Raw genomic sequence first — 14474 nt, forward strand, 5'->3', positions numbered from 1 at the left:
AAGCTAATGGTTGGCACTATCAACCCCCATATCGGACTTTCACCGACTAGTACGTGCCCATGCTGGGCACACATATATAAAAAGACTCATCCAACACGGATAAGTCTTCTTATATGCATTAATACAATTTACATGATTTTATCTTCAAATTTCCCCTCATCTAAATCTTTTACTATTATCTTGTACTTTTCATCTGTTAAATCATATAAGACAAATACTATAATAGCCGCTATAGTTAACGCTACTGCTGGATATAATGCCATTACAGCTTTCATTCCAAGTAACGCACCTGAAGTTTGTTCTGCATTAGGTATGTATCCTGTTAACCCTAAAGCACCTAAAGTCACATATGCTGCTATTGATTGCGCTATTTTTCTTGCAAAATTGAATGCAGCATATATTATTCCTTCTTTTCTCTTTCCTGTATGCCATTCACCATAATCAATAACATCAGAAACAAATGCCCATGTTACACCATTTGGTATAGCTAAACCTGCATAACCTATTGTAACAAGTATTGTAAAAGTATAAAAATTAGCTGGCAATACAAAATTTAATCCATTTGCTACTATTCCAATAGCAAAGCCTATCATAGCAGTTTTCTTTTTCCCGAATTTTGCTACAAGCTTTGGAATAGCTGCAATACCAATAATAGAACATCCAATCATTATGGTATTCACAAGAGGTTGAAGTTTAATATCTCCAAGAGCATATTGGCAGTAATATATCATCATTTGATTATTCGCATTCATTGCTGATATTGTGAATAATGTCATAAGAATTACAGCTATTAATGGTTTGTTAGTGAAAACTGCTTTTTTGTAATCATTAAAAGTCAATTTTTCATGGGTTCTTCCCTTAGGTTTAACATTCTCCCTAGTATTTCTAAAACAAATATAGAATGAAATTATCCCTACTAGAGCCATTATAGTTGCAGCTACAGGATATCCAATTCTAGGATCTGTAAAATATGTAAGTATAGGAACAAAGGCTATACCAGTAATTAACTGAGCACCTAAAGAACCTGCTTGTCTAAATGTTGCCATTTGACTTCTATCATCAACATCTTGGGTCATAACAGATGCTAGTGATCCGTATGGAATATTTGTAAATGAATATACAAATCCCCATATCATATAAGCTGCATATGCATAAATCAACTTATTCCTTATAGACATATCTGGCATAATAAATGTTACTATTGTTAGTACTGCAAGTATAATACTTGATATCATCATAACTGGCCTAAACTTACCAAACTTCCCTGGCTTTCTAGAGTCTATTGTTGATCCAGCTATAGGGTCCATAAATGCATCAAATATCTTAGTAATTACAAAAATATTCTTTGCTGCTGTAGCTGGAATATTGCATACATCAGTAAAGAACTTAGAAAGATATGCTTGTCCTAAATCGAACATGAATCCATTTCCAAAATCTCCAAATCCATAGGATATTTTCTCTTTTAAAGATAATTTTTTCATAATTTTTTACTCCTTTTTATACTGCTTATCATTCTTTTTTATTATTTCATCTAGCTAGATTTCACAAAATACTTCCTATTATTTTCTTGTGTAAAATCTTTACTTAAATTGATATATACATACTTTATTATTTAGTAGTAACTCCAAAAGTTTCATCCTTATATTCCATTTAAATACATTTTATTACAGCTGAATTTTAAAAAAATTTCTTTTATTGAATTTATGTAATATTATTTATTGCTGTTGTACTATTTTAAGAATTATGGTTGAAACATATTTCCTTAGAAATACGATTAAAACTTTCTAATCTTTATATTTCTTTATTTATAATTTGTCATGTATACATCAATTCGTTGCCTATTATATTACTTTTTTAAATGAAAAACAATGTAAAATAAGGAATATACATACTATCATGTTTATTTATTCCGTATTATTAGTTCCAGAATTTAATTTTTTTCATATTATAATAAGACTTTCTCATTATTCGGAGGTAATATGTATATATATTTTTTTAATGAAGAAGATACTCACCGAGCTTCTCAATACAAAATTAAAATTAATGTTGCAAATAGACAACTATCTTTATTTAAAAACGAAAAATTATTTAAAACCTATCCCATAGCTGTTGGCAAACCTTCTACTCCTACTCCTAAAGGAAATTTTAAAATTATAAATAAAGCTTATAACCCTGGGGGGCCTTTTGGTTCTCGATGGTTGGGACTAAATGCACCTAATGGAGATTATGGAATTCATGGTACAAATAATCCGAGTTCTATTGGCAAGGCTGTTTCAAATGGATGTATAAGAACTTATAATAAAAATATAATTGAACTTTATAATCTAGTACCAATTAATACACCTGTTGAAATTATATAGCTAAATCTCCTTAGCATATTAACTATGCTAAGGAGATTTATTATTTAATTACTACCTTATAAAAGTACATTGTTGCAATAAATATATTTAATGTTAAAATGATAGCATGTACTTTGAAAACAAGCTTAGTTGGACAAGCCTGTTTTCTGTTTTTAACACTCTAAAAGAAGTAAGGAGAAATGAAAATATGATTCAAGATATACATCCTAATTTATTTCACAACGAATACGTTGAAAAAACTCCAAATGAAGACAGCTTTATTTTATGCTTCAACGAAAACAATATTCTTTTAAATAATAGTAAAGGTAAAATCTATTACCCTAAATATAGCGACTTTAGCCATATTAATGCTACTTACATATATTTATTTAAAATTGATGAGAAGGAATTTTTTCTTGCTCAAGTTAAAATTGACATAGAAATCAATAATTTTTCATTTGAAAATATAAGCCTATTCAGAACTGCTGTACCAAAATATAATGCCTTTGCAGGTATTACAGCTTATCACTTAAACTGTTGGTATAAAAATAACAAGTATTGTGGAAGGTGCGGACATGAGTTAATTCCTGATGACAAAGAAAGAATGATGTATTGCGAAGATTGTAGAAATATGGTTTATCCGAAGATTTCTCCTGCTGTTATAGTAGCCATTACTCATGGTGATAAATTGCTACTTACTAAATATGCTGGAAGAGAGTATAAAAAACATGCACTAGTAGCAGGTTTTATAGAAATTGGTGAAACTCCTGAAGAAGCTGTTAAAAGAGAAGTTATGGAGGAGGTTGGGGTAAAGGTTAAAAATATAAGATACTACAAATCTCAGCCATGGGGTTTTTCAGAAAGCCTACTTATAGGCTATTTTGCAGAACTTGATGGAGACTCCTTAATAACTATGGATGAAAGTGAACTTTCAGAAGCAATATGGATTAAAAGAGATGAAATTGAAATAGAATATGATGGACTAAGTCTTACAAATGAAATGATATGTAAATTTAAAGATAATATGTAATGTAATAAAACTTTAAGAACCGCTAAACTAAGAATTTAGCGGTTCTTAAACATTTCTACATACAATATTCTCAAATTTTATTACATTATTACTTCTTCAATAAATAGCGTTAGATTTTCACCATCAGTTAAATTACAAAACTTAAATCCATCCCCTGTATCAATAGCCAAAGTTGGTCTAGTATTAGCACCACTATTTTGCATTGTAACTACAGCTGTTTGTCCATTATTTAATTTGACTTGTAACCCATTAGGATAACAATAAACACTTTGCATAAAATCTTTATATGTATCTTCTCCAAATTTATCTACTGCTTCTACTGTTATCTTTTCTACAGCTACATGCGGAAGTATCGCTTCTTCTCCATTATTATTATTTATGCTATTAATATATTCATTACAAATTCCTAGTATTTTAGCAAACTCATGTACCTTTTTTCCTTCAATTCCAAATAATCCTTTTCCATCTTCTCTTTCATACATATAATATACAGCCATATATGTAGTAGACATAATTGCTGGATTTCTCTTCATTAATTCTTGTCCCTTTTTCACATGAGTAATATCATTAGAAAATAACTTACCTATATCATGTAATAAGGCCGCAATTCCCAATCTAACCAATTTCTCTTCATCATACCTCTTTCTAATACCAACCATTAATGATAAAAGAGTTACATCCAGTGAATGTACAGCCATTTGAGAAACATCATCACTTTGAACTAGATTATTTATCATTGTTGCATTTTCTGATAAATTAATATTTTCCGTTAATATTTCAATAATTTCTACAACTCTCTTTTCATTTATATATTCTCTTTTTTTTATTTCTTCAAATACTGCTTTTAATTCTTTAACGGCTTTAAGTTTTATAGGTGCAGGTAAAACTTCCTGTAAATTTAATTCATCATTACAATCTTCAATATATAAGGTAGTAACACCCATTTTCTTAAGCCTCGCTATAACAGTTTCACTTATTACATTTCCCTTATTGAAAAATAGCATTCCATTTTCTGTATATATAGGATTTGCTAAAACCTCTCCAACTAAGTTATCATTTACTAAAACTAATTTCATCTTATGTCACCTCTTCAAATGCTTTAATATATTCATTACAATAGCATAAAAATAAATTTTTTAAAGGTAAATCTGTGGTTATTATGTAATAAGGAGGATGTTCAGGTTCCTTTTTACACTGAGTTTTAAAACTTTCTACATAATAAACTCCTAATTAAGGCAATTATTTTATCTAAAAATAAAATGAATAATTATTAAATTTCAGAACATTTTGTATATATTGCTAAGTTTTCATAAACTTATTCTTGATTTAATTTATAACAAGGATAAAACACTGATTACAAAAGAATCATTAACTCTATAATTGGTTTTCTTAATTACCAACCTATTCAGAAACTCCCACACATATGATTTTCAAATCTACAAAAACTATAATTGCAACTCCAAAACTACATCTTAACTGGAAAGGAGCCTTCACATGAACAGAAATAAAAAAACAAAAAACGTAAAAATGAATAAAAATATAGAACAAATAGAATCAATTAATAACTTTGACTCACTAAGAAAACCCATAAATCATAAAGATAATACTAAATACCATCAACAAGGCTAAAAATATTCTTCTTTCAAATCACTAATTTAATAATTCCTATTTATTTAAAAAATACTTATTAACCTTCTTAAAATAATGACAACCACTACTTTAATACAGGTAGTGGTTGTCACAATTTAACTATTTTCTTTTTCCTAAAATTCTATATCAATTTTTTCAAAGCTTCCTTTGTTGCTAAATCAGTAAAACTTGCTTCAATACTAGTATAATATATATTCTTATAATCTTCATAAGTAATATTAAATTCTTCAGATACTATTTTTAGCTCTCTTGACATACTTGTATCTGATACACTTCTGTTATCTGTATTAACAGTTACTTTTATTCCATCCTTATAGAAGTTATATATAGGATGTTCGTTGTAACTATTAACCGCCTTTGTTTGTAAATTACTTGTGGGACACATTTCAAGAATTATATTTCTTTCCTTCACCACTTCATATGCTTCAACACAGTCTTTTATAAAGATACCATGTCCAATTCTTTCTGCTCCTAAAAGTTCAACTGCTTCTAATACATTTTTACCTATTCCTGTTTCTCCTGCATGAATTGTTACTCTATATCCATATTCTCTAGCTAAAGCTATTGGTTCTACAAACTTTTTACAAAACCCTTCTTCTTCTGCTGCACATAAATCTATTGCCACAACTCCTTTTCCTAAAAATTCTTTTCCTTTTTCTATTACCTCAAGAGCTTTATTTGAAGACATATTTCTCATACATGATAAAATCAAATTGCCTTTTATATCATATTTTTCTTCCGCTTCTCTAATACCATCTATAACACTTTCTATTATCTCTCCTATTTCTAATCCCTTTGCTGTGTGAAGTACAGGTGCGAATCTAACCTCCATATATTTGACATTTTCCTTTGCAGCATCCTCAAAAAGTTCATATGTAATTCTCCTTAAACTTTCTCTTGATTGCATTACTAAATTTGGAATAGAAAAGGCCTTTAGATATTCATTTAGAGATTTACATTCCAATGGTATAACAGTTTTTTCCCTAATATCATCAATATTATAAGAAGGTATTATAATACTTTCTTTCTTTGCTATATCTACTATTGTTTCTGGCCTAAGACTGCCATCTAAATGGCAATGAAGTTCAATTTTGGGTAAATCTATAAAATTCATTTTTCCTCCTAAGTATATTTATTTATAAAAAAAATTCCTAACCACAAAGAAAGTATATCTATATAAAAGATATACCTTCTTCGTAATTAGGAATTATTGGTTCCTAGTAGAGACCTCCAAACCATATTATCGGAGTTATACGAAACTTAATTTATGAAATTATACTAAATTTAAATATTATTGTCAAGTCAATACCTACTCTTCAATAGTTCCATAGCTATGAGAATCATATTTTTGTAAGGCTAGTATCAACTCTTCTAGCTCTTCCTTTGCCTAATATAATTGCTCTTTAGCTATCGAAACATTAGATAATTATAAATTTATAAAATCCCGTAACTTTATTATCCAAAGTTACAGGATCTTAACCCTTATTTATATTTCATTAATAATATGGATATGGTGGATAATATGGATATGGTGGAATAATGTAAGGATAATTAATTAGAGATAAAGCTGCTAAAGCTCCTATTGGGAATCTTCTGTGCCTAAACCTCCTAAATCTTCTTCTTGGACGTCTTTGCATTTGTCCAAAATTCTGAGTTTCTCCTTCCCCTTCCATTACATCTTCTCCAACCATCATGTCAATCTGGTCATTATCTACTCTCTCAATAATTCCATCAAATGTATTTCCATCCTTCATTGTCACCATAATATGAAAATGCATGCAATTCTTACACTGTTCTTTCATATTATTTAAGTCGTTGTAGTACTGGTTTTGACCTTGTTCCATTTTAACATCTCCTTTCAGTTATCATGATATTCAATAAAATAAAAAATTGTGAATTATCTTAGCTTATATTTGCAAACCTTGAATGGCATTTTTTTGATTATGATAACCTATTCAAAAAATCTTGGCATTTATAAAACAAAATGTTACTATATTCATATAACAAAATTACTAAAGAAACCTAAAAGTTACTACATATATTTTTACCAATGGCTTTTAGGCTACTATACTGGAGAGAAATTAGATGAAAAAATTTAAATTTAACAAGAAAAATATTATATTTATAGTAATCGGAATTATTGGCGTAATCAGCTTCTTTGCCCATAACTATACGTCTAAAAGTTCAGAAAATAATAATTCAGTTGAAACCAATGCTGAATATACTTCCAAAACCCCAGAAGAAGCCTTAAAAAACACTTCTTTTGATGGCAGCTTTACAGATGAAGAAAAATCAAAGATAGTAGAATCAACTGATAAATTTGCTAAAATGACATTAAATAATGATTATAAAACTGATAATGTTGATACACTTAAAAACTTTGTAAACTATATGAGTGATGACCTAAAGGCAAATTATTCTGATGATGTATTACAAAAACAAATCGATAATTTAGTTAAAAATGAACATATTTCAAAATTACAAGACATTACTTACACTGCAATAAAAAAAGATACAGATAATGAATTAGTAGCTGTTTCCTTTACTGCAACTGTAAAAGTAGTTAATGATAAAGACTCAAAAGAAAGTGGCAAAACCTTCAGTAAAGTAATTTGTGGATTTGCTTTTGATAAGAATTGGAAAATATCTAAATTTTCAATAGGTCCTTATAAATAAAATAACTTGATTTTCTGTTCCTGACTCCGTAGAAAACGTCATTTTAAAGTTGATTTCTACGGATTTTTTTTATCCATTTCTTAAAAAGTTAATTTATTTAATAACACAGTGAAAGGAATTATAAAATGTCTATAAAAAGATTTAATGAAACAATTAGTTTTAAAAAATATGTATCCCCAAAAGAATATAAAGAAATTAATGAACTTGAAGCTTACTGCATCCTAACTGATAAAATCACCCTAAAACTTGAGTTAGATTATAAACTAAATTTATACACAAATTCTGAAATTGACTCAGATAACATCAATGAATTTCTCTATTATATAAACGGCAATTTGGTATCTTATCTTGGAATTTCATGCTTCGGAAAGAATATAGGTGAAATTAATGGGATGACTCATCCTAATTATAGAAAAAAAGGTTTTTTTAAAAAGCTTTTTTCTCTAGCAATGAATGAATGTAATCAAAGAAACTTCCGTAAAATATTACTATTAACAGATGCTAAATCAAGCTCAGGAATTGAATTTATAAAATCTGTTCATGGAAAATATGATTTTTCAGAATATAGAATGAATTTACCTAATATACCTTCTTTTGAAAAAAAGAATTTGATTACCTTAAGGCTTGCGAAAAAATCTGATAAAAAGGAAATAGCTAGACAAAATTCACTATACTGGGGACTTGACGAGAAAACTAAAGAGTCTGCTAATGAAGAAATTTCAAACCAATACACATATTTAACTATTCTAAAGGATCAAATCATAGGCAAAATAAGTCTTGAATATAATGATAATTCAGTATATATATTCGGATTTGGTATATTGCCCAACTTTAGAAGTCAAGGTTATGGTAAAGAAACTTTGAAGGAGGTTTTAAACTTATTACATGAGAAAGACATCTCTTATATTGAATTAGATGTTGAATGCAAAAATAGTACCGCCCTAAACTTATATAAATACTGTGGATTTGAAGAAAAAACTGTAATGAATTACTATTCTATAAACACTTAAACTCAATAAGGAGGATTTTGTTATATGATAAAGCCTTTATTTTTAGCCCACGGTTCTCCCATGATGGCTATTGAAGAAACAAACTATACTAAATTTTTAAATAATCTTGGAAATAATATTAATCCCAAAGCTATAGTTATATTTACATCCCATTGGGATAACAATTTGCTTACTATTTCTTCTGCTGATTCTGTATATAATACAATTTATGACTTTTATGGATTTCCTGACGAACTATATAAAATTAATTATCCAGCTAAAGGTTCTAGTATAACAGCTACAAAAGTTGAAAACAAACTAACCGCTGAAGGTATTAGAGTAGAAAAAAATATGACTAGAGGATTAGATCATGGTTCTTGGACAATTCTAAAACATCTTTATCCAAAGGCAAATATACCAATTGTTCAGGTATCTATAAATTCCACTCTTTCTATTGAAAATCAAATTAAAATTGGCAATGCTCTTAATTCACTAGCTTGTGAAGATATTTTAATTATTGGCAGCGGAAACACAGTTCACAATTTAAGGTTAGTTGATTTTGAAAGTAAAGTTACCGATGCTTGGGCTAAAGAATTTGATGATTGGTTAATTCAGAAAATAGAGAAAAATGATTTAGATTCTCTTTATAATTATAAAAATATTGCTCCAAATGCTAATTTAGCAGTTCCTACCGCTGATCATTTTGTTCCATTGTTCATTTCACTAGGAAGCACCCCCAAGCTAACCCCAAAAATTATATTTAGAGATTACCAATTAGGAAATTTAAGTTATCTTTGTTTTGAATTCTAAAAATTTTTAGAAACATGTAAAGAAAAGAATTTAATATAATAAATTCTTTTCTTTACACTTTTATTTAATTATTTAAAACTTTATTCACCCAGCTACAAGCTAGTTTTGGCCAAACAGCTATTCCTTCATCTGATTCCGCTAATAATACGTGTTGCCTTATTTTTTCTTTTATAATTAAATCTCTAACACTAACTCCTTTTGGAATTTCTCTTATATTTTTATAAGGTTCAGGTAATTCCATGTGGTTTTCCAATAAAAATTCTGCTGTTTCAAACAATTGCTCCATAGTATAATCCTTACCATAGTCGCCAGTTGCCCACTCTTCATTAGCCAATGACATTCCATGTACTCCATTTGCAAAAATATGCTGTTCAAATACTACACCTTGCTTTTTACATGATTTGGCCAACAAATAACTATTTTCTACTGGTACAGAATTATCTGTCACCGAATGCCATAGAAATACAGGTGGTGTATTCTTTGTTATATGTTTTTCTAACGACATATATTCTAATTCATCTCTAGTTGCATTTTCTCCTAAAAGAGCAGTAAATGACCCCCTATGTACATATTCACTTGATGAAATAACTGGATAACACAATATTGCTGCATTAGGGCGATTACTATAACAATCATATTCGTTATTAAGTTTTAATTCTTTTGCATCATAATGAACTGCTAAACTGCCGCAAAGGTGTCCCCCAGCTGAAAATCCACATAAAATTAATTTTTCACTATCAATATGAAATTGTTCTGCTTCCTTTCTAATTAATCTAACTGCCTTTGATAAATCTTGTAATGGCTGAAATTTTAATGGTGTTCTTAATAACCAATTTGTTGTATATGTTAAAACAAAAGCATTATATCCATTTTTGTAAAACTCTTTTGCAACAATCTCCCCCTCTAATGGAGTTACTATACGATATCCACCACCTGGAACTATTATAATAGCTGGTCTTACATTATCATCATTATGAATGTAAGTAACTAAATTAGGAATAAAATCCCCTTTAACTTCATATTTATACTCCCCTTTCTCCCACAAAGCATAATTCTCATTAATCATCATTCATCTCTCCAATCATTCACTTTAGTATATATTTCTTATTAATCAATTATATGTTAAACCAATAATATCGTTATACAAAAAGTAACCTATATAAATAAACTATTTTTAATAGTTATTATATAGGCTCCAAGTTCTTTGCTTTATATGTTATATTAAAAAGAAAAAAATGACTATCATCTTTAAATTATTATACTTTAACTATACCTATAAATTATATAAACTATCTTGGACAAACTTTACTAAATAAAAATCTAATGATTGGTCCAGCAATTATTAACTGTAGCGGTAATGCCATAATAATATTAAATCCGATGGCAGTAATATATGTCTTTGGCAACTCCGAAGTAACTCCAACATTCATTATTGAACCATATAATGACATACATAAAACCATTCCACATACCATCCATGATGATATTAGAACTATCTTCTTCACTGGCTTATCTTCTTTTTTTATAAACTTAAAAGCTATCCCTTTAGCAGGGCCTGAAACTATAAACCAGTCACATATAATACCTATTATATAAGTTAATATAAATTCATCTAATACACTATTTATAGTTTCTATAGATAAACTTCCAGTACGTAAAAATACATTATAAATACTCATAAAAAACACCATAAAGGCACACATCATAACTGTATAAATTAAACTTTCTTTTTTCGTTTGAGGCATAAAAATTTCTCCTTTGTTAATAAAATTATTATGTAAGATCTTCACCTACATAATAATTTTATCAGCCAACATTCCTCTTCGTAAGCATTTTCTGATTTATTATTTAACAAACATTTTTTATTAATATATGCTCACGTTTTCAACAAACTTGTAAACTTATTCATTTCTAATTTTTAAAAGTATTCACTTAAAATATTAAGTTTTAGTTATTAACGCATAAATTTTCACACCATACTGTCATTTAATATCTATTTTGAATAATATGATTCTCTAAGTATTCCATATTCATAAGTATCTTGCCAAATAGGCTCGTTATTTGCATTAATCTTAAAATATATATTTTTACGAAGATATCCTTCACGAATCAAATTTAGCCTTTCAAGTAATTTCCATGATAATTCATTTTCCGGATTGCACATTGCAATAATTCTACGTACTTTCAATTCTTTAAAAACAAAATTCATGAACGCTTTAGCGCTTTCTGTTGCATAACCTTTGTGCCAATAACTAGAATTGAATACATATCCTAATTCATAAGTATCATACTCTCTCTTTCCAAAATAAAAATTACCAATTACTTTTCCTGTCTCTTTTAAACATACTGCTATAAATTCTTCACTTCCAGCTCGACTAATTGCCTCTTCTTTACTTTCTTGAACTGTAAATGCTTCATAAGGTTCATAATAAACTACCTTTTCGTCAGATAAATATTCATATATATCTTTCCAATCTTCCTCCCTGAACCTACGAATTATTAATCTTTTAGTTTCTATCTCTTTAAATATACTCATGAAACCATCCCCTTTACTTTGCATTCATGAAACCTTTACCTAATTATACCAAATTGAAAAAGAAGACATATTTATGTGAGCATAATTAATTATTTATTTATCTTAAAAGAACTTATTCATAATTTCAACTTGCTATTTAATATTTTTACAACAAAAAAAAGCAATTTAAGGATAACCAAAACTATTAAGTTTTAATCATCTATCTTAAATTGCTCATAAATATTTATTGTTAGTGTTTTAATATTATTTTACTTTCTTCTGCCCCAGCATTAATTAAAAGTTGCTCTGCTTCTTCGCCATGCACATAATATACTGCATTTGAACAATAGGAAAATGCTTGACTTCCTATATTGATTATACCTTTCCCAACTTCCACGCTTGTCAAACTATTACATGAAAAAAATGCAAAATCTCCTATCTTACTTACACTATCTGGGATAACTAAGCTTTTTAAGTTAATACAATCACTAAAAGCGTTTACACCTATATTGGTTACATTATTACCAATAACAACATTTCTTAAGACAGCACATTCGCAAAATGCTTCTTCTTCAATATTAGTTACACTATCAGGAATTATTACACTTGTGATGTTATACTTATCATAAAAAGCTTCTCTTCCTATATTAATTACTGAAATACCATTAATTCTACTTGGTATAACTACTGTAGTATCAGTACCAATATAATTTGTTATTGTTCCTGTTTTTTCATCAAAAGTGAAATCCTTTTCTTTATTGACAGTTAGAGTTTTTACATCATTTGTTATAAATTCCTGTTTGTTTTCCATTGCTGAAATTTTTACACTCACCATAAGGCTTGTACACATGGTTAAAAGTAATAGTTTTATAATTATTCTTTTTTCTTTTTTTAACATTTTTCTTCCCCTTGCTATATGTATTTTTACTACATTATATCACTTAAATGGAAACTAATCGTATTTTTGTAATTTTCTCTTTCACGTATATAAAAATTTTAGAGAGTAGATTGTATCTGCCCTCTAAATAAGATTATAATTAGCTTTCTAATATTCATATAGATCTATCTCCATTTCAATAATATAATCCTCATTGTCATCTATAATTTCAACAGATACTTTATCTACAGTAGAATGAAATCTTTCCTTAATACATCTATTATCATTGAATGCTTTATTTAACTTTTCTCTTGATGTAAAATTACCTATTGTAATATGTGGTATAAATGTTTTATCATTCAACTATTTAGCTTTATATTGTTCTAATATTCCTATATTTTAATTCAAATTTATTATCGTTCTGGTTTAGAATATACCAAATACTTTCTATATTTCTTTAATCTCTTAGGTAGTTCATTAACTTTAGGATTTGGTTTTAATGCTACATTATTTAACTCATCTCCATGCTCAAATTTCCCAGAAAGCCTTATGTGAGAATGAACTTTATCTTCTTCTGATATCTCAAATTTAACTTTATTATCCACTACATTTAACGTTCCTTTTACTCCACATACAGCACATACTACAGGATAATTCTTATCATCATTCCTTACTTCTATAAGTTTTGAATGACAAAGAGGGCATAATCCTATCTCCCCAATATATTCTGGTATTTCTTTATTATCTGAAATTATTCTGTCAGTTTGCTCTAATAAACATTTAGCTACATGAGCTCCTGATTTTCTTGCTTTAGCTATTGCTTCCTCATTAAATACTACACTCCCTGGAAGGCCTGTCCAATTAATTAATATTTTGTCTACCACATCCATATGTGTTGATAAAACTGACAAGTGCATTAATGGAAGAGCTAGAGTATCCCACTCACTTCCCCCCACTGCTATAAGTGATGCCACTCTTGTCTTAAATGACCTTTCATCAACAGAATTACCTTTAGTTATTCCTTTCTCGTCGCGATTTCTTTTAGATATAAATCTAAATGCAACATCATGAGATGGTCCCATTCTATCTGCTAATATCTTCAAAAGTCCAGTAGGCCCTTTTTCATAAATTGGTGAACTAAGAATTAATCCATCACACTCCATAATCTTTTCTTCGATAAATTTAAAGTCATCATCCTTAATAACACATTCTCCAGAGCTAGATTTTTCTAGTAAACTTACAACACAAGCATTACATCCTGTACAATTCTTAATATTTAAGTCGTTAAGTCTTATAAGCTCTACCTCTGCTCCTTTTTCTTCTGCCCCCATTAGCGCTTCCTTAACAAGTATTTCAGAATTACCCATTTTTCTTCCACATGTTATACCTAATACTTTCAATATTATCTCTCCTTTTACATTACCTATTTAATAATTCATTATTTACCATAAAATTATATCAAAAGTCCACTGTTATCTGTAAGTTAAATTTCTTTTCCATTTTGAAAAACTTATTTAATAAATATATGATTGCGTTTTCATAAAAGTTATTTTCGTAATATTCTTAGAAATATATTTAAAAATATTAA

Annotated in this window: 15 protein-coding genes and 1 riboswitch; of the genes, 5 read left to right on the top strand and 10 right to left on the bottom strand. The window is 28.3% G+C overall.

The features are described 5' to 3' along the window. Positions 1 to 128 precede the first annotated feature (128 nt). On the bottom strand, positions 129 to 1481 hold the full coding sequence (locus tag H9661_RS17585) for a glycoside-pentoside-hexuronide (GPH):cation symporter (RefSeq protein ID WP_191770073.1): 1353 nt from the start codon (positions 1479 to 1481) through the stop codon (positions 129 to 131). A 498-nt stretch (positions 1482 to 1979) separates the two neighbouring features. Between H9661_RS17585 and H9661_RS17590 the strand changes: the two genes are divergently transcribed. Next, complete coding sequence (locus H9661_RS17590) at positions 1980 to 2360, top strand: L,D-transpeptidase (protein ID WP_143318494.1); 381 nt, start codon at positions 1980 to 1982, stop codon at positions 2358 to 2360. A 187-nt stretch (positions 2361 to 2547) separates the two neighbouring features. Then, positions 2548 to 3369, top strand: a complete 822-nt coding sequence (gene nudC / locus H9661_RS17595; protein ID WP_143318495.1) for an NAD(+) diphosphatase — start codon at positions 2548 to 2550, stop codon at positions 3367 to 3369. A gap of 80 nt (positions 3370 to 3449) precedes the next feature. Here the strand turns inward: nudC and H9661_RS17600 are convergent, their stop codons facing one another. From H9661_RS17600 to H9661_RS17610, 3 genes are all read right to left on the bottom strand, one after another. Beyond that, positions 3450 to 4445 carry an HD-GYP domain-containing protein gene (locus H9661_RS17600; RefSeq protein ID WP_143318496.1) on the bottom strand — a complete coding sequence of 332 codons (996 nt, stop codon included), beginning with the start codon at positions 4443 to 4445 and terminating at the stop codon, positions 3450 to 3452. 695 nt (positions 4446 to 5140) lie between these two features. Further along, positions 5141 to 6133: an adenosine deaminase gene (add, locus tag H9661_RS17605; RefSeq protein ID WP_191770075.1), complete on the bottom strand. Its 993-nt coding sequence runs from the start codon at positions 6131 to 6133 to the stop codon at positions 5141 to 5143. A gap of 63 nt (positions 6134 to 6196) precedes the next feature. Continuing rightward, a riboswitch (purine riboswitch) is annotated at positions 6197 to 6296 on the bottom strand. A 219-nt stretch (positions 6297 to 6515) separates the two neighbouring features. Continuing rightward, complete coding sequence (locus H9661_RS17610) at positions 6516 to 6863, bottom strand: hypothetical protein (protein ID WP_191770077.1); 348 nt, start codon at positions 6861 to 6863, stop codon at positions 6516 to 6518. Between the two features lie 241 nt (positions 6864 to 7104). Between H9661_RS17610 and H9661_RS17615 the strand changes: the two genes are divergently transcribed. The 3 genes from H9661_RS17615 to H9661_RS17625 all read left to right on the top strand — a co-directional run bounded on the left by H9661_RS17615 (position 7105) and on the right by H9661_RS17625 (position 9494). Then, a complete protein-coding gene (locus H9661_RS17615; RefSeq protein ID WP_191770079.1) occupies positions 7105 to 7695 on the top strand; it encodes a hypothetical protein in 591 nt (196 codons plus the stop codon). Positions 7696 to 7820: 125 nt separating this feature from the next. Continuing rightward, positions 7821 to 8705: a GNAT family N-acetyltransferase gene (locus H9661_RS17620; protein ID WP_191770081.1), complete on the top strand. Its 885-nt coding sequence runs from the start codon at positions 7821 to 7823 to the stop codon at positions 8703 to 8705. 24 nt (positions 8706 to 8729) lie between these two features. Further along, complete coding sequence (locus H9661_RS17625) at positions 8730 to 9494, top strand: DODA-type extradiol aromatic ring-opening family dioxygenase (RefSeq protein WP_191770083.1); 765 nt, start codon at positions 8730 to 8732, stop codon at positions 9492 to 9494. Between the two features lie 64 nt (positions 9495 to 9558). On the opposite strand, the gene H9661_RS17630 is transcribed toward H9661_RS17625, so the two are convergent. The 6 genes from H9661_RS17630 to H9661_RS17655 form a co-directional block, all read right to left on the bottom strand. Continuing rightward, positions 9559 to 10563 (bottom strand): alpha/beta hydrolase, encoded by a 1005-nt coding sequence (locus tag H9661_RS17630; RefSeq protein ID WP_243240492.1) that lies wholly within the window; start codon positions 10561 to 10563, stop codon positions 9559 to 9561. Between the two features lie 220 nt (positions 10564 to 10783). After that, positions 10784 to 11239: a DUF2798 domain-containing protein gene (locus H9661_RS17635; RefSeq protein ID WP_191770085.1), complete on the bottom strand. Its 456-nt coding sequence runs from the start codon at positions 11237 to 11239 to the stop codon at positions 10784 to 10786. A 248-nt stretch (positions 11240 to 11487) separates the two neighbouring features. Further along, complete coding sequence (locus H9661_RS17640; protein ID WP_143318503.1) at positions 11488 to 12030, bottom strand: GNAT family N-acetyltransferase; 543 nt, start codon at positions 12028 to 12030, stop codon at positions 11488 to 11490. A gap of 229 nt (positions 12031 to 12259) precedes the next feature. Beyond that, positions 12260 to 12907: a leucine-rich repeat domain-containing protein gene (locus H9661_RS17645; protein WP_143318504.1), complete on the bottom strand. Its 648-nt coding sequence runs from the start codon at positions 12905 to 12907 to the stop codon at positions 12260 to 12262. 147 nt (positions 12908 to 13054) lie between these two features. Next, positions 13055 to 13249, bottom strand: a complete 195-nt coding sequence (locus H9661_RS17650) for a hypothetical protein (RefSeq protein WP_143318505.1) — start codon at positions 13247 to 13249, stop codon at positions 13055 to 13057. 50 nt (positions 13250 to 13299) lie between these two features. Beyond that, positions 13300 to 14286 (bottom strand): flavodoxin family protein, encoded by a 987-nt coding sequence (locus tag H9661_RS17655; protein WP_143318506.1) that lies wholly within the window; start codon positions 14284 to 14286, stop codon positions 13300 to 13302. Positions 14287 to 14474 lie beyond the last annotated feature (188 nt).

Origin of the sequence: Clostridium cibarium, assembly GCF_014836335.1 — a bacterium.
In the GTDB taxonomy this organism is placed as follows: domain Bacteria; phylum Bacillota; class Clostridia; order Clostridiales; family Clostridiaceae; genus Clostridium; species Clostridium cibarium.